13 protein-coding genes are annotated in these 15,866 nt (G+C 72.9%); 11 read left to right on the forward strand and 2 right to left on the reverse strand.

All coding sequences use genetic code 11. From position 1 onward, the window contains the following. Positions 1–90: 90 nt before the first annotated feature. The 7 genes from ABZ135_RS20475 (at position 91) to ABZ135_RS20505 (ending at position 8,424) form a co-directional block, all read left to right on the forward strand. Entirely contained in the window at positions 91–810 is a 720-nt protein-coding gene (locus ABZ135_RS20475) for a hypothetical protein (RefSeq protein ID WP_356697629.1), read from the forward strand. Between the two features lie 125 nt (positions 811–935). Then, positions 936–1,781, forward strand: coding sequence for a DegV family protein (locus ABZ135_RS20480; RefSeq protein WP_356697630.1), 846 nt, complete (start codon positions 936–938; stop codon positions 1,779–1,781). A gap of 109 nt (positions 1,782–1,890) precedes the next feature. Further along, on the forward strand, positions 1,891–2,976 hold the full coding sequence (locus ABZ135_RS20485) for a ComEA family DNA-binding protein (protein WP_356697631.1): 1,086 nt from the start codon (positions 1,891–1,893) through the stop codon (positions 2,974–2,976). Continuing rightward, positions 2,973–5,426, forward strand: coding sequence for a ComEC/Rec2 family competence protein (locus ABZ135_RS20490; RefSeq protein ID WP_356697632.1), 2,454 nt, complete (start codon positions 2,973–2,975; stop codon positions 5,424–5,426). The genes ABZ135_RS20485 and ABZ135_RS20490 overlap by 4 nt, the downstream gene beginning before the upstream one ends. Before the next feature lie 57 nt (positions 5,427–5,483). Further along, on the forward strand, positions 5,484–6,104 hold the full coding sequence (locus ABZ135_RS20495) for a helix-turn-helix domain-containing protein (RefSeq protein ID WP_356697633.1): 621 nt from the start codon (positions 5,484–5,486) through the stop codon (positions 6,102–6,104). 2 nt (positions 6,105–6,106) lie between these two features. After that, positions 6,107–7,390: an MFS transporter gene (locus tag ABZ135_RS20500; protein WP_356697634.1), complete on the forward strand. Its 1,284-nt coding sequence runs from the start codon at positions 6,107–6,109 to the stop codon at positions 7,388–7,390. A gap of 143 nt (positions 7,391–7,533) precedes the next feature. Continuing rightward, entirely contained in the window at positions 7,534–8,424 is an 891-nt protein-coding gene (locus tag ABZ135_RS20505) for a YceI family protein (RefSeq protein WP_356697712.1), read from the forward strand. A gap of 40 nt (positions 8,425–8,464) precedes the next feature. Here the strand turns inward: ABZ135_RS20505 and ABZ135_RS20510 are convergent, their stop codons facing one another. Continuing rightward, positions 8,465–8,710: a hypothetical protein gene (locus ABZ135_RS20510; protein WP_356697635.1), complete on the reverse strand. Its 246-nt coding sequence runs from the start codon at positions 8,708–8,710 to the stop codon at positions 8,465–8,467. A gap of 56 nt (positions 8,711–8,766) precedes the next feature. Between ABZ135_RS20510 and holA the strand changes: the two genes are divergently transcribed. Then, positions 8,767–9,756 (forward strand): DNA polymerase III subunit delta, encoded by a 990-nt coding sequence (holA, locus tag ABZ135_RS20515; RefSeq protein WP_356697636.1) that lies wholly within the window; start codon positions 8,767–8,769, stop codon positions 9,754–9,756. A 188-nt stretch (positions 9,757–9,944) separates the two neighbouring features. Here the strand turns inward: holA and rpsT are convergent, their stop codons facing one another. After that, on the reverse strand, positions 9,945–10,211 hold the full coding sequence (gene rpsT, locus ABZ135_RS20520; RefSeq protein WP_030211082.1) for a 30S ribosomal protein S20: 267 nt from the start codon (positions 10,209–10,211) through the stop codon (positions 9,945–9,947). Between the two features lie 184 nt (positions 10,212–10,395). Between rpsT and lepA the strand changes: the two genes are divergently transcribed. The 3 genes from lepA (at position 10,396) to hemW (ending at position 15,600) form a co-directional block, all read left to right on the forward strand. Next, positions 10,396–12,267 (forward strand): translation elongation factor 4, encoded by a 1,872-nt coding sequence (lepA, locus tag ABZ135_RS20525; protein WP_356697637.1) that lies wholly within the window; start codon positions 10,396–10,398, stop codon positions 12,265–12,267. Between the two features lie 154 nt (positions 12,268–12,421). Further along, positions 12,422–14,299: an AMP-dependent synthetase/ligase gene (locus tag ABZ135_RS20530; RefSeq protein WP_356697638.1), complete on the forward strand. Its 1,878-nt coding sequence runs from the start codon at positions 12,422–12,424 to the stop codon at positions 14,297–14,299. A gap of 68 nt (positions 14,300–14,367) precedes the next feature. Continuing rightward, a complete protein-coding gene (hemW, locus tag ABZ135_RS20535; protein WP_356697639.1) occupies positions 14,368–15,600 on the forward strand; it encodes a radical SAM family heme chaperone HemW in 1,233 nt (410 codons plus the stop codon). Positions 15,601–15,866 lie beyond the last annotated feature (266 nt).

A 15,866-nucleotide genomic window follows, 5' to 3' on the forward strand; every position in this document is an offset into this window, starting at 1 on the left:
GGGGCAGGTTGGGGGTTCCCTTGGAACCGTCAGCCTGCCCCTTCCGTTTACCGTGGAAGAACCACAATCGAGGCCGGAGGGGCGAGCCACATGGAAGCCTTGATCACGATCTTGGCATTGCTCTTCGTCGCCTTCGTGGCGCTCGGGGTCTATGCCACGGTGAAGGTGGCCAAGGCTGCCAAGCGCGGGGTCGACCGCACGATCGACCAGGCCAAGCGCACGGTGGAGGACACCACCCTGCGGGCCAAGAGCTTCGGCCAGACCGGCGTCGCGGGCGAACTGGCCCAACTCCGGCTCTCGCTGCGCACCTCCATGCGCGCCACCCAGGACGCGTTGCAGGCGGGCGTGGCCGAGGACGCGTCCCTGAGGGAGTCCCTGGACCTCTTCCACCGGCTGAGCGCCCACGGGCGGGAGCTGGACGAGGACCTCAAGCGGCTGGAGCGCGAGCCGGACCGGGCGCATGTCGCCGGGCAACTGCCCGATCTCCGCCGGCGCACCGAGCAGATCACCCACTCCGCCGACGCGCTGCGCTTCGCGGCCCGCGACCGGGCCCGTCAGTTCGCCGAGGACGAGCTCTCCTCGCTGAGCGCCCAGATCGACATGGAGGCGGGCGCCCTGCGCCACTGGACCCACACCGACACCGCGGGTGAGGCCACGGGTGCCCGGCAGCCGGGAGCGGCCCGGCCGGGATCGGAGGCCGCGGCGCCCGCGCCCGGTCCCGAGCAGCAGCCGCAGGCCATCACCGGTCCCGATCCGCGCAGGACGGCGTATCCGTGGGAGAAGTCGACGCGCCCGGAGACCACCACCTGAGGCCCCGCCGGCCGAGGACCGGTCGAGGCGTGAGCGCCGTGCGGGAGAGGGCGCGGCCTCGCGCGAGGGTGTCCTGACGGGGGCCGGGCTGCCGAACGGCGGCATCGGCGGGTAACCTCCCGCTCATGTCCCGGCATGTCGCGATCGTCACCGATTCCACGGCCTACCTGCCAGCCCAGACGATGGAGCGGCACGCCATCACCGCCGTGCCGCTCACCGTCGTCATCGGGGACCGCGCGCTGGAGGAGGGCACCGAGATCTCGGCCCGCTCGCTCGCGGAAGCGCTCCAGAAGCGGCGCTCGGTGACGACCTCGCGGCCCGCGCCCGAGGTCTTCGCCGCGGCCTACCGCGCCGCCGCGGAGGCCGGAGCCCGCGGCATCGTCTCGCTCCACCTGTCCGCCGAGGTCTCCGGCACCTACGACGCCGCCCTGCTCGCCGCCCAGGACGCGCCCGTGCCCGTGCGGGTCGTCGACACGCGGATGGTGGGGATGGCCCTCGGCTTCTGCGCCCTCGCGGCGGCCGAGGTCGCCGAGGCGGGCGGCTCGCTCGACGAGGTCGCCGCGGCCGCCGAGAAGCGGGCCGCGAACACCTCCGCCTTCTTCTACGTCGACACGCTCGACTATCTGCGCCGCGGCGGGCGCATCGGGGCCGCGCAGGCGCTCCTGGGATCCGCGCTGGCCGTGAAGCCGTTGCTCCAACTCGACGGCGGGCGGATCGAACTGAGGGAGAAGGTGCGGACGGCGTCGAAGGCGATCGCGCGGCTGGAGGAGATCGCGGTCGAGCAGGCCGGGACCGGTCCCGTCGACGTCGCCGTGCACCACCTCTGCGCACCCGACCGGGCCGCCGTCCTGGCCGAGCGGCTCCGGGAGCGCCTGCCGACCCTGGAGGACCTCCAGGTCACCGAGGTCGGCGCGGTCATCGGCGCCCACACCGGGCCGGGCCTGCTCGCGGTGGTCATCTCGCCCCGCTGACCGTGCGCGATCCCCCGTTCGGGTGATGGAGTTATCCACAACTGGGCGGTTGTCCACCGCATTTGGGGGGTCTCAGCGGATTCCGGCGAACCTGCCTACCGTCGGATCCATGACTCTTCGCACACACATCGGATCAGGCCGTGGCACCACGGCGACCAGCGGCCCCGGCCGGGCACCGGGATCGGACGGCCGTGCCACGCGGCGCCGCACCCGGAGGCCCCGGCCGGTCGGGACGGCTGGGGCGGTACGGACGGCCTCGGAGACGGTACGGCGGCGGGGCGAGGCGCTGTTCCCGCCGTCGCCGCCTCCGGCACCGCCCGCCCCGGCCCAGGCCCCGAACCCCCCAGAGCCTCCGGAGCGTCCCGGGTTTCTCGTGGGGGAGCGGGCGGGACCGGAGCCGCCCGTGCGACGAACGGAGCGGTTACGGCTCGCGGTGCGCGAGAGGCTGCCGCTGTGGGTCCAGTCCCGGTGCGGCCTGGAGCGCCGTTCGCTGGCCGCGCTCACCGTCGTCCTGGTCGTGGGCGCCGGTGTCGCGGGGGCCTCCTTCTGGACGGGCCGACCCCAGCAGGTCAGGGCGCCCGAGGTGGTGGCGGCGGCCCGCCCGCTGCCCGGGCCTGCGCCCTCGGTCCCGCAGCGCCCGTCCCCCGCGCCGGTGGGGACAGGGGCCGGGGCCGGGGCCGGGACGGGTCCGACGGCGGGCGCGGGCACGGGCGCGGGCGCGGTGGTCGTGGTGGACGTCGGGGGCAAGGTGCGCCGGCCCGGGGTGTTCACCCTGCCCGCCGGGTCCCGTGTCGCCGACGCCCTGCGCGCGGCCGGTGGCATCCGGCCGGGCACGGACCTGACCGGCCTCAACCGGGCGCGGGTCCTTCAGGACGGCGAGCAGGTCCTGGTCGGGCTCCCGGCGGCGGCCGGCGGCGCGGGGGCCGGGGGAGCGGTCGGCCCGGGGGCAGGAGCGGGGTCCGGTGCGGGGTCCGGTGCCGGATTGGGGTCACCGAGTCCGACGAGCCCGCTGAGCCTCAACACGGCCAGCGTGGAACAGCTCGACGCGCTGCCCGGGGTCGGCCCGGTCCTCGCCCGGCACATCGTCGAACACCGGGCCCGGCACGGTGGATTCCGCTCGGTCGCCGAACTGCGGGACGTCGACGGGATCGGCGAGCGCCGGTTCGCGGACCTCGCGCCGCTGGTCCGGCCATGAGCGAGGAGGTGCGCCCGACGGTCCCGGGGGACGAGGGTCCGGCCGATCTCCGGCTGGTCCCGCCGGCCCTCGCCGCATGGGGCGGCACGGCGCTCGCCGTGGGTGTCGCGGGGTGGTGGACGGTCGCGGGCGTGCTGCTCTGCCTGGCCGGGGCGGCGCTGCTGCTGGTGCCGGCCGCGCGGCGGGGACTGCGGGCGACCGCCGCCGCCGGAGTGCTGCTCTGCGCCGCCGCGGGTGCCGCGTCCGGTGGTCTGCACGCGGCCGACCTGCGGCGCGGCCCGGTGCCCGAACTCGCCGCCGTCGACGGCCGGGTGGAGGCGGAGGTGACGGTCACGGCCGATCCCCGGCTCACCCGGCCCCGGCCCGGGGCGAACGGCGGTCGGTCGGCGCCCGCCCTCGTCGTGGTGACGGGTGAGGTGACCAGGGTCGAAGGGCGGGACGGCTCCGTGCACCGGACCAGGGCGCCGGTCCTGGTCCTGGTGCCCGCGCGGGAGGGCCGGCAGGAGTGGCTGACGCTGCTTCCCTCGACCCGGATCGGTGTGCGGGGGCGGCTCGCGCCGGCGCGGTCCGGCGACGTCTTCGCCGCGATCCTCCGGGCCGACGGCGGCGGACCGCCCCGCGTCACCAATCGGCCGAGCGCGCTCCAGCGCAGGGCCGGGGAGCTGCGGGCCGGGCTGCGGCGGGCGACGGACGGCCTGCCGTCGGACGCCCGGGCGCTGCTGCCGGGTCTCGTCGTGGGCGACACCTCGCGGATCGGACCCGAGCTGAAGGAGGCGTTCGAGGCCACCGACCTGTCTCACCTGCTGGCCGTGTCCGGTTCCAATCTGACGGTCGTGCTGCTGCTCCTCATCGGCAGGCCCGGCACCGCCCAGCGGGTCGAGCGGGGCGGGCTCGCCCCCCGGCTGGGCATTCCGCTGCGGGCGACGGCGCTCGCCGGAGGAGGGCTGACGCTCGCGTTCGTCGTCGTGTGCCGTCCGGACCCGAGTGTGCTGCGGGCGGCGGCGTGCGGACTCGTCACGCTGATCGCCATCGCGACCGGCCGGCGCCGCTCGCTGATCCCGGCGCTCGCGGCCGTGGTGCTGATCCTCGTGCTCTACGACCCCTGGCTGGCGCGCAGTTATGGATTCCTGCTCTCGGTCCTGGCCACGGGGGCGCTGCTCACGGTCGCCCCGCGCTGGAGCGAGGCGCTGCGGCGGCGGGGGGTGCCCGGGAGGATCGCCGAGGCGCTGGGGGCGACGCTGGCCGCGCAGGCGGTGTGCGCGCCCGTCGTGGCGGTCTTCGCGGCGCGGGTGAGTCTGGTGGCGGTTCCCGCCAACCTGCTCGCGGAGCCGGCGGTGGCCCCGGCGACGGTGCTCGGGTTCGCCGCGCTGGGTCTCGCGCCCGTGTGGCCCGGGGCGGCCGAGGTGGTGGCACGGGTCGCGGGTCTGCCCGCCGGGTGGATCGCGAAGGTGGCCCGGACGGGAGCGGAGCTGCCCGGGGCGCAGACGGCCTGGCCGGGCGGCTGGTGGGGCGGTGTGCTGCTGGCGTTGCTGTCCGGTCTTGTGGTGCTCGCCGCGTGGCGGCTGCCGGCACGGCGGTGGATCGGTGCGGGCTGCGCGGTGCTGCTGTTCCTGGCGGTGGTGCGGCCGCCTCCGCTGGTCCGGCTGATCACGAGCTGGCCGCCGCCGGGCTGGGTGTTCGCGATGTGCCAGGTCGGTCAGGGCGATGCCACGGTCCTGTCGGCCGGCGGGGACACCGCCGTGGTGGTGGACGCCGGGCCGGACCCGGCGCCCGTCGACCGGTGCCTGCGGGATCTCGGGGTGCGCCGGATCCCACTCCTGGTGCTCACCCATTTCCACGCGGACCATGTGGCCGGGCTGCCGGGGGTGCTGCGCGGGCGGGCGGTGGGCGCGATCCAGACGACGGGGCTGGACGAGCCGCCGGAGCAGGCGGCGTTCGTGCGGCGGACGGCGCTCGCGGCCGGGGTGCCGCTGGTGCGGGCGGAGGCGGGGGAGCGGCGTGTGCTCGGTTCGCTGGAGTGGCGGGTGCTGTGGCCGAGGAGCCGCCCCGGCGTCGGGTGGCCGGTGGAGGCGGGTCCCAACGACGCCAGCGTCACGCTGCTCGTCCGGGCCGCCGGAGGGGTGAGCCTGCTGCTGCTCGGCGACCTCGAACCACCGGCCCAGCGGGGCCTGTTGCGGGCCTGGCCGGAGCTGCCGCCGGTGGACGTGCTCAAGGTCGCCCACCACGGTTCGGCCCACCAGGACCCGGAGCTGATACGGGCGGTGCGGCCGAGGCTGGCCCTGGTCTCGGCGGGACGGGACAATCCGTACGGGCATCCCTCGCCGCTGACGGTCGGGGCACTGCGGGCCGGGGGCGCGCGGGTGCTGAGCACGGACCGGGACGGGGCGATCGCGGTGACGGGCGCGGGCGCGGGACTCGCGGCGCACAGCCTCGACGTGGCGCTCCCCTGAGGAAGCGTCTGCATAGCAATCCTTGTAAAGGAGTCTTTCTAAAGATATGTTTACATCATGAGCGAGCAGCCCCGCAGCATCCGGCTCACCGACCCCCGCGCCCTGCGCGCCTACGCCCATCCGACGCGGATGACCCTCGTGGGTCTGCTGCGGCGCAGCGGGCCCTTCACCGCCACCCAGGCGGCCGAGCTCACCGGCGAGTCCGTCGCGAGCTGCTCGTACCACCTGCGGATACTCGCCAAGTACGGGCTGGTCGAGCAGGCGCCGGGCGGCAAAGGGCGGGAGAAGCCGTGGCGCGCGACGGCCCAGTTCACGGAGTGGCCCGACCACAGCGAGGACGCCGCCGTAGCCGAGGCGGCGAACGCGCTCAGCGGGGCCGCGATCGAGCTGTACTTCCAGCGGGTCCTGCGGGCCGTGGAGAACCGGCACACCCTCCCCGCCGAGTGGCAGGAGGCCGAGCAGTTCGGTGACACGCTCGTGCACCTCACCCCCGAGGAGCTCTCCGACCTCGGCCGGCGGATCGAGGAACTCCTGCGGCCCTACGAGGACCGGGACCTCGACCCGGCCCGCCGGCCCGACGGCGCCAGGCCGGTCAGCATCCTGCGCATCGCGTACCTGGACCGGGAGTTCCCCGAGGGCGCGCCCGGCACCGACCCCACCGACGACGAGGACCGGTGACCATGGCGATCACCACCCGCATACCCTCGTTGCTCCGCGAGCGGCCCTTCCGGCGGTACTGGACCGGCCAGACGATCTCCCTCGTCGGGGACCAGATCTCGCTCATGGCGCTCCCGCTCGCCGCCGTGCTCGTCCTCGGGGCCGACGCCGCCGAGATGGGCTGGCTGAAGACGGCCGAGCTGCTGCCCGCGCTGCTGCTCAACCTGCCGCTCGGCGCCTGGGCCGACCGTCAGGCCCGCAGGAGACGGGCGATGATCGCGGCTGACCTCGGCCGGGCGGCGCTGCTGCTGACCCTCCCGGCCGCGTACCTCCTGGACCTGCTGACGCTCGGCCAGTTGTACGTGGTGGCCTTCGGGGTGGGGGCGCTGAGCGTGCTGTTCGAGGCGTGCAACACCACGCTGCTCGTGTCGCTCGTCCCCACCGAGCGGTACGTGCAGGCCAACTCCCTCGTCAACGGCAGCCGTTCGATGTCCTGGCTGGCGGGCCCGGGGATCGGCGGCGTGCTCGTGCAGGTCCTCACCGCGCCCTTCGCGCTGCTCGCGGACGCGCTCAGCTACCTGGTCTCGGCCGGGTACCTGGCGCGGATCGACCCCGTGGAACCGGCGCCCGCCCCGGTCGAGAAGGGGCACTTCACCGAGGGCCTGCGCTGGCTGCTCAAGGACGCGTCGATGCGCGCGCTGTTCGCCTCGGCCGGCACCGTCCAGTTCTTCAACTACATGTTCCACACCCTCTTCGTCCTCTACGCGACGACCGAACTCGGCCTGAGCGCCGGTGTGCTGGGCGCGGTGCTCGCGGCCGGCGCCGTCGGCGGACTGATCGGCGCGGCGGCGAGCGGAGCCGTCGTCCGGCGGATCGGCATCGGCCCGTCCCTTGTGGCCGGATACCTCGGCTTCACGCTCCCGCTGGTCCTGATACCCCTCGCCGACGGCCCGCTCCCGCTGGTGATCGGGCTGCTGTTCTTCGCCGAATTCCTGTCCTGCGTCGGTGTGATGGTGGTCGACGTCGCGGCCGGCTCGTTCCAGATGGCGCTGATACCCGACGCCATCCGGTCCCGGGTGATGGGGGCGTTCCGGACGCTGAACCACGGCTTCCGTCCGGTCGGCGCGCTCGCCGGAGGTCTGCTCGGCGCCGGCCTCGGAGTGCGGCCCACGCTGTGGATGGCGACCGTGGGCGCGGTGTTCGCGGTGCTGTGGGTGCTGCCGTCACCGCTGCCGCGCCTGCGGGAACTGCCGGAACGGACGCCGGTCGCCTCCCAGGGGGCCTCCCAGGTGTCGTCCCCGCCGTGAGGGGAGCCGAGCGGACGTCATCGAGGTCCTCAATTCGGACCTCCGGTAACACTTGCATCGTTTGCCTCGAACGCCGCAACAGTGATCGAATGCGTCTTCGTCGAAGCGAGAACGTCAGCGGTCTGTCCGGGGGTAAGGGAAACGTGTTCGGTCTGTTCGGTAAGCGCGGCCCGCGAGCGCCCCGGGGCGGCCCGCTGGCGGGACTTCCGGTACCGCGGTCGGCCGGCGTCCTGAGCTGCCGGGTCCTCGACCCCGTCAGCGAGCCGGTCCGCCAGGCCGAGTTCGTGCTCAGCGACACCGCGGGCCGCAAGGTCCTCGCCGGGGAGACCGACCCGTACGGCAGCGTCCTCGCGACCGTGCCGGCCGGGGAGTACCGGCTCGCGGTCACGGCGGAGGGCTACGCCCCGTACCACGGCAACGCCCTCGTCACCGAGAACGCGCACGCGGGTCTCGGCGACGTCCTGCTCCAGATCGCCCCGCAGCCGCCGCTGCCCGAGCCGGGCGACTGGGAGATCGACCCGATGCACTCCCAGATCGGCTTCACCGCCCGGCACATCGGCCTCGCACGGATCCACGGCCGCTTCAACAGCTTCGCCGGCGCCGTCCGCATCGCGGAGCGCATGGAGCGGTCCGCCATGCACGTCGTGATCGACGCCGCCTCCATCGACACCGGTGTGCGGATGCGCGACGACCATCTGCGCTCCGGCGACTTCCTCGACGTCGGCGCCTACCCGACGATGGAGTTCTTCAGCGAGCGCTTCGTCCACAAGGGCGGCAGCCGCTGGGCCGTCACCGGCGGGCTCACCCTGCACGGCGTCAGCCGCACGGTCACCCTCGACACGCAGTACCTGGGCCTCGGTAGCGGCCTCCAGGGCGAGACCCGGTGCGCCTGCCGGGCGACCACCGAACTCCACCGCGAGGACTTCACGCTGACCTGGCAGACGCTGCTCGCGCGCGGGATCGCGGCGGTCGGCTCCAGCATCACGATCGACCTGGACGTCCAGATCGTGCCGAAGGCGACGCGTCCGGCCTGACGCCGTGAGCCGCCCCCGCCGGCCCGGCGGGGACGGCTCTCTACGGCTTCTCCAGCCAGCCCTCGTACGCGGCGGCCAGCTCGTCCAAGGCCGCCGGGTCCAGCCGGGCGTCCGGGTCCTCGACCACCACCAGCCACTGGGCGTCCTCGGCATCGTCCTCGCCCGCCAGGGCGTCCCGCACGAGCTGCGGCTCCTCGGTGACGCCGAAGCGGTCGGGCAGCTCCTCGGCCACCTCCTCGGCCGCGTCGCGATCGGGGAGGACCAGTACGTGTCTCACATCGCTCACGTGCACATTCTCGACGATGGCCGGAGTGTCGGTGGCCCGTGGGATGCTGGAGCGCGATGGCCACCAGAAAGACTTCCACCGACGACCTCCTCGCCCCCGTCACGCTCGCCGTGGGCCAGGAGGACCTCCTGCTCGACCGCGCGGTCCGCGAGGTGGTGACGGCGGCCCGCGCCGCCGACGCCGACACGGACGTCCGCGACCTCGCCCCCGAACAGCTCCAGCCCGGTTCGCTGGCGGAGCTGACCAGCCCCTCGCTCTTCGCCGAGCGGAAGGTCCTGGTCGTGCGGAACGCGCAGGACCTCTCGGCGGAGACGATCAAGGACATCAAGGCGTACCTGGACGCGCCCGTCGAGGAGATCAGCCTGGTGCTGCTGCACGCCGGCGGCGCCAAGGGCAAGGGACTCCTGGACGCGGCCCGCAAGGCGGGGGCGCGGGAGGTGGCCTGCCCGAAGACGACGAAGCCGGCGGAGCGGCTGACCTTCGTGCGGCAGGAGTTCCGGTCGCTCGGTCGCTCGGCCACGCCGGAGGCGTGCCAGGCGCTGGTCGACGCGATCGGCAGCGATCTGCGGGAGCTGGCCTCCGCGGTGGCCCAGTTGACGGCGGACGTCGACGGCACGATCGACGAGGCGATCGTCGGGCGCTACTACACGGGCCGCGCCGAGGCATCGTCCTTCACGGTCGCGGACCGCGCCGTCGAGGGGCGCGCGGCGGAGGCCCTGGAGGCCCTGCGCTGGTCCCTCTCGACGGGTGTCGCGCCCGTCCTGATCACCAGCGCGCTGGCCCAGGGCGTCCGGGCGATCGGCAAGCTCTCCTCCGCCCGGGGCGGCCGCCCGGCCGACCTCGCCCGTGAGCTGGGCATGCCGCCCTGGAAGATCGACCGCGTCCGCCAGCAGATGCGCGGCTGGACCCCCGACGGCGTCGCCGTCGCCCTGCGCGCGGTCGCGGAGGCGGACGCGGGCGTGAAGGGCGGTGGCGACGATCCCGAGTACGCCCTGGAGAAGGCCGTCGTGACGATCGCCCGCGCGGCCCGCATGCGCCGCGGCTGACCCCGGCCGCCCGCGCACGGCGAAGGCCCCGGCGGCCTCCTGGGGAAGGAGGGCGACGGGGCCTTCGACGTGGTGCTCGGGTGGGCTCGTACACGCGTGGCGAACGCGTCTCGCGTACGAGCCGGGGTGGCCGGGTGGGAGCGGATGAGAGGGCCCGCTGGGTCCCGTCCGGCCGGTTACATCAGAGCTCAGCCCTGGAGGGAGGCAACCTTGGTGGCCAGCGCCGACTTCTTGTTGGCGGCGGCGTTCTTGTGGATGACACCCTTCGAGACAGCCTTGTCGAGCTGACGCGAAGCGGCACGAGCGGCCACAGTGGCCTTCTCGAGGTCGCCGGCGGCGACAGCCTCACGGGCCTTGCGGATCGCGGTCTTGAGCGACGACTTGACGGCCTTGTTGCGCAGGCGCGCCTTCTCGTTGGTCTTGTTCCGCTTGATCTGGGACTTGATGTTCGCCACGAAAGAGCCTTTACAGGTTCGATGTTTCTTGAGGACGTGCCACGTAGCTGAGAGGGCACACGAGACACAGCTATCCACGGTATCAGCCGCTCTCCGCACCGCCCAAACCGAGCACCGGCCCGCAGTCATGGGACCATGGAGCCTACGTATCCGTTCTGAACATCGCCCGAGACGAGAACCCTGCGTGCCCGCGACTCCTACCAACGTGCCCGAGCCGAGCCGAACCGACCCGGCTCTGATCCGCAATTTCTGCATCATCGCGCACATCGACCACGGCAAGTCCACGCTCGCCGACCGGATGCTCCAGCTCACCGGTGTGGTCGACCAGCGGCAGATGCGCGCCCAGTATCTCGACCGGATGGACATCGAGCGTGAGCGCGGCATCACGATCAAGTCCCAGGCGGTCCGTCTGCCCTGGGCCCCCAGCGCGGGGCCCGATCAGGGCACGACGCACATCCTGAACATGATCGACACCCCTGGGCACGTCGACTTCACCTACGAGGTCTCGCGCTCGCTCGCGGCCTGCGAGGGCACGATCCTGCTCGTGGACGCCGCGCAGGGCATCGAGGCGCAGACCCTGGCCAACCTCTACCTGGCGATGGAGAACGACCTCACCATCGTCCCGGTGCTCAACAAGATCGACCTCCCGGCCGCCCAGCCGGAGAAGTTCGCCGAGGAGCTGGCCAACCTCATCGGCTGCCAGCCGGAGGACGTCCTCAAGGTCTCCGCCAAGACCGGCATGGGCGTCGAGGCGCTGCTCGACCGTGTCGTCCGGGACATCCCGGCCCCGGTGGGCGTCGCCGACGCCCCGGCCCGCGCGATGATCTTCGACTCCGTGTACGACTCGTACCGCGGCGTCGTCACGTACGTCCGTGTCGTCGACGGCCAGCTCAACCGGCGCGAGCGCATCAAGATGATGTCGACCGGCGCCACCCACGAGCTCCTGGAGATCGGCACCAACTCGCCCGAGATGCTGCCGGCCGACGGCCTCGGCGTCGGCGAGGTGGGCTATCTGATCACCGGCGTGAAGGACGTCCGCCAGTCCAAGGTCGGTGACACGATCACCTCCCAGGCCAAGGGCGCCCAGGAGGCCCTGGGCGGGTACAAGGACCCGAAGCCGATGGTGTTCTCCGGCCTGTATCCGCTGGACGGCTCGGACTACCCCGAGCTGCGCGACGCCCTCGACAAGCTCCAGCTCAACGACGCCGCGCTCGTCTACGAGCCGGAGACCTCCGCCGCCCTCGGCTTCGGCTTCCGCGTCGGCTTCCTCGGCCTGCTCCACCTCGACGTGATCCGCGAGCGCCTGGAGCGCGAGTTCGGCCTCGACCTGATCGCCACCGCCCCCAACGTGGTCTACCGCGTGATCATGGAGGACGGCAGCGAGCACACGGTCACCAACCCGAGCGAGTTCCCCGAGGGCAAGATCAGCGAGGTCTACGAGCCGGTCGTGCGCGCCACGATCCTGGCCCCGACCGAGTTCATCGGCTCGATCATGGAGCTGTGCCAGAACCGGCGCGGCACCCTCCTCGGCATGGACTACCTCTCCGAGGACCGCGTCGAGATCCGCTACACCCTCCCGCTGGCCGAGATCGTCTTCGACTTCTTCGACCAGCTCAAGTCCAAGACCCGCGGCTACGCCTCGCTCGACTACGAGCCCACCGGCGAGCAGGCGTCCAGCCTGGTCAAGGTCGACATCCTGCTGCACGGCGACAAGGTGGACGCCTTCTCGGCGATCACCCACAAGGACGCCGCGTACGCGTACGGCGTGCGGCTCGTCGCCAAGCTGCGCGAGCTCATCCCGCGCCAGGCATTCGAGGTGCCGATCCAGGCCGCCATCGGCTCCCGGGTCATCGCCCGCGAGACCATCCGCGCCATCCGCAAGGACGTCCTCGCCAAGTGCTACGGCGGTGACATCTCCCGTAAGCGGAAGCTGCTGGAGAAGCAGAAGGAAGGCAAGAAGCGGATGAAGATGGTCGGCTCGGTCGAGGTGCCGCAGGAGGCGTTCATCGCCGTGCTGTCCAGCGACGACGCCGCGGGCGGCAAGGCCAAGAAGTAGCTGCCGCTTGCACCGAACGGGTCTGCGCGCCGGTCGCGCGCAGACCCGTTCGTTATATGCAAGCTCTTACGCGCCAGTCTTCGGAGCTCTACTCTGAAGCCGCTCGAAGGTTACTCACCAGTTAGTTCCGCACCGCCGCCGCCCGGAGGACGTCGTGAGCGACACACAGACCCTGATCGAGAACCGGCCGCCGTCCGTCGCGGCCCTCTTCCTTGAGCGCGTCGAGCGGACTCCGGACGCGGAGGCATACCGCTACCCGGTCCCCGCCGCCTCCGGCCAGGGACCCGACGACTGGAAGTCGCTCACCTGGGCGCAGGCCGCCGAGCGGGTCTACGGCATCGCCGCCGGCCTCATCGACCTCGGCGTCGCACCGGAGGAGCGGGTCGCCCTCGCCTCCTCGACCCGCGTCGAGTGGATCCTCGCCGACCTCGGCGTCATGTGCGCCGGCGCCGCCGTCACCACGGTCTACCCGCAGACCAACGCCGAGGAGTCGGCCTTCATCCTCTCCGACTCCGACTCGCGCGTCCTCATCGCGGAGAACGCCGCCCAGCTCGCCAAGGCCGTCGAGCGCCGCGCCGACCTGCCCCAGCTCCACCACGTCGTCGTCATCGACCCCGAGGGCGCCGACACCTCCGACGAGTGGGTGCTCACCCTCGCCGAGCTGGAGGCGCGCGGCAAGGCGTACCTGGAGAAGCACCCCGAGATCGTCAAGGAGCGGGTCGGCGCGATCACCAAGGATCAGCTCGCCACCCTCATCTACACCTCGGGCACCACCGGCCGCCCCAAGGGCGTCCGCCTCCCGCACGACAACTGGTCGTACATGGCCAAGGCCATCGCCGCCACCGGCCTGGTCACCCAGGACGACGTGCAGTACCTGTGGCTGCCGCTCGCCCACGTCTTCGGCAAGGTGCTCACCTCCGGCCAGATCGAGGTCGGCCACGTCACCGCCGTCGACGGCCGGATCGACAAGATCATCGTGAACCTGCCGGTCGTGCAGCCCACCTACATGGCCGCCGTCCCCCGCATCTTCGAGAAGGTCTACAACGGCGTCGCCGCCAAGGCCCGCGAGGGCGGCGCGGCGAAGTACAAGATCTTCCAGTGGGCGGCCGGCGTCGCCCGCGAGTACGCCAAGGTCACCCAGGACAACTTCCGCCGCACCGGCACCGCCTCCGCGCCCTTCGGCCTCACCGCCAAGCACAAGGTCGCCGACGCGCTCGTCTACAAGAAGCTCCGCGAGGCGTTCGGCGGCCGGCTGCGCGCCGCCGTCTCCGGCTCGGTCGCCCTCGCCCCCGAGATCGGCTACTTCTTCTCCGGCGCCGGCATCCACATCCTGGAGGGCTACGGCCTCACGGAGTCCTCCGCGGCCTCCTTCGTCAACCCCGGCGAGGCGTACCGCACCGGCACGGTCGGCAAGCCGCTGCCCGGCACCGAGGTCCGCATCGCCGACGACGGCGAGATCCTGCTGCGCAGCCCCGGCATCATGGAGGGCTACCACGGTCTGCCGGAGAAGACCGCCGAGGTCCTGGAGCCGGACGGCTGGTTCCACACCGGTGACATCGGCGAGCTGTCGGCCGACGGCTACCTGCGGATCACCGACCGCAAGAAGGACCTGTTCAAGACCTCCGGCGGCAAGTACATCGCCCCCACGGAGATCGAGGGCCGGTTCAAGGCCGTCTGCCCCTTCGTCTCCAACATCGTGGTGCTCGGCGCCGACCGGAACTACTGCACCGCGCTCATCGCCCTCGACGAGCCCTCCATCCTCGGCTGGGCCGCCGATCACGGGCTCGGCGGCAAGAGCTATGCGGAGGTCGTCGCCTCCCCGCAGGTCGAGGAGCTGATCGAGGGCTACGTCACCCGTCTCAACGAGAGCCTGCAGCGCTGGCAGACGATCAAGAAGTTCCGGCTGCTGCCGCGCGACCTCGACGTCGAGCACGGCGAGCTCACGCCCAGCCTGAAGATGAAGCGGCCGGTCGTGGAGCGGACCTACCAGCACCTGATCGACGAGATGTACGAGGGCGCGCGCGAGGTCTGATCCGGCGGCCGGGCCGGAGTTATCCACAGGCCGGACGCTCACGTCGGGCGGTACGGGACAATAGGCTCATGCCTTCCGTACTGCCCGATGGTGAGCCCATGCCCGACGACGGGGCGCTGCCCGCGCACGCCCTGCAGGGGGCCGGGGAGCGTCCGCTCGGGTTCTATCTGCACGTGCCGTACTGCGCCACCCGGTGCGGCTACTGCGACTTCAACACCTACACCGCGAGCGAGCTGCGCGGCGCTGGCGGCGTGCTCGCCTCCCGGGAGAACTACGCGGGGCAGGTGGCCGAGGAGATACGGCTCGCCCGCAAGGTCCTCGGCGACGACCCGCGCCCGGTGCGGACCGTCTTCGTCGGCGGCGGTACGCCCACGCTGCTCGACGCGGGCGACCTCGTGTCGATGCTGGCGGCCGTCCGGGACGAGTTCGGGATCGCCGACGACGCCGAGGTGACGACCGAGGCCAACCCGGAGTCGGTGAACCCGGCCTATCTGGAGGAGCTGCGGGCCGGCGGCTTCAACCGGATCTCCTTCGGCATGCAGAGCGCCCGGCAGCACGTGCTGAAGATCCTCGACCGCAGCCACACCCCCGGCCGCCCCGAGGCATGCGTCGCGGAGGCGCGGGCGGCCGGCTTCGAGCACGTCAACCTCGACCTCATCTACGGCACGCCCGGCGAGTCCGACGACGACTGGCGGGCCTCCCTCGACGCGGCGATCGGCGCCGGACCCGACCACGTCAGCGCCTACGCGCTCATCGTGGAGGAGGGCACCCAGTTGGCCCGGCGCATCCGGCGCGGCGAGATACCCATGACCGACGACGACGTCCACGCCGACCGCTATCTGATGGCCGAGGAGGTGCTCTCCGGCGCGGGCTTCGAGTGGTACGAGGTGTCCAACTGGGCCACCTCCGAGTCCGGCCGCTGCCTCCACAACGAGCTGTACTGGCGCGGCGCCGACTGGTGGGGCGCCGGCCCGGGTGCCCACAGCCACGTGGGCGGGGTGCGCTGGTGGAACGTCAAGCACCCCGGGGCGTACGCGGCGGCCCTGGGGGAGGGACGGTCCCCCGGAGCCGGCCGCGAGGTGCTGTCGGAGGAGGACCGGCGGGTCGAGCGGGTCCTGCTGGAGCTGCGCCTCCGGGAGGGGTGCCCCCTGGACCTGCTCCGCCCCCAGGGCCTCGCCGCCGCCGAGCGGGCCCTCGCGGACGGGCTCCTGGACGCGGGGCCGTACGCGGACGGGCGCGCGGTGCTGACCCTGCGGGGACGGCTCCTGGCGGACGCGGTGGTCCGCGACCTGGTGGACTGACCCCCGGCCGGCCCCGCGCCTCGACCCCGTGCTGGCCGTCGCCCCGGACCGGTGCGGCCCGCGCCCTGCTGGGGCGGCACCCCGCCCCGCCCGCCCGTGTGGGCATTCGTCCCGCTGGGGCGGGACGGGTGGGCACACGGGACGGCGCCCATGCGGGCGCGTTCCGCACCTGTTCCTGCCCGCACCACGAGTACGGCGCACTCGTGGTGCGGGTCAAAGCACCAGGAGCCTAGGCCCGGCAAGGGGCGCCGTTCCGTTGTGCCCAC

The sequence above is a fragment of the Streptomyces sp. NPDC006339 genome (assembly GCF_040612775.1).
Lineage (GTDB): Bacteria > Actinomycetota > Actinomycetes > Streptomycetales > Streptomycetaceae > Streptomyces.

What these genes read in the sequence shown, in the direction of transcription:
- ABZ135_RS20475 (WP_356697629.1), top strand. Translation starts at nt 91, where the DNA reads ATGGAAGCCTTGATCACGATCTTGGCATTGCTCTTCGTCGCCTTCGTG.
- ABZ135_RS20480 (WP_356697630.1), top strand. Translation starts at nt 936, where the DNA reads ATGTCCCGGCATGTCGCGATCGTCACCGATTCCACGGCCTACCTGCCA.
- ABZ135_RS20485 (WP_356697631.1), top strand. Translation starts at nt 1,891, where the DNA reads ATGACTCTTCGCACACACATCGGATCAGGCCGTGGCACCACGGCGACC.
- ABZ135_RS20490 (WP_356697632.1), top strand. Translation starts at nt 2,973, where the DNA reads ATGAGCGAGGAGGTGCGCCCGACGGTCCCGGGGGACGAGGGTCCGGCC.
- ABZ135_RS20495 (WP_356697633.1), top strand. Translation starts at nt 5,484, where the DNA reads ATGAGCGAGCAGCCCCGCAGCATCCGGCTCACCGACCCCCGCGCCCTG.
- ABZ135_RS20500 (WP_356697634.1), top strand. Translation starts at nt 6,107, where the DNA reads ATGGCGATCACCACCCGCATACCCTCGTTGCTCCGCGAGCGGCCCTTC.
- holA (WP_356697636.1), top strand. Translation starts at nt 8,767, where the DNA reads ATGGCCACCAGAAAGACTTCCACCGACGACCTCCTCGCCCCCGTCACG.
- hemW (WP_356697639.1), top strand. Translation starts at nt 14,368, where the DNA reads ATGCCTTCCGTACTGCCCGATGGTGAGCCCATGCCCGACGACGGGGCG.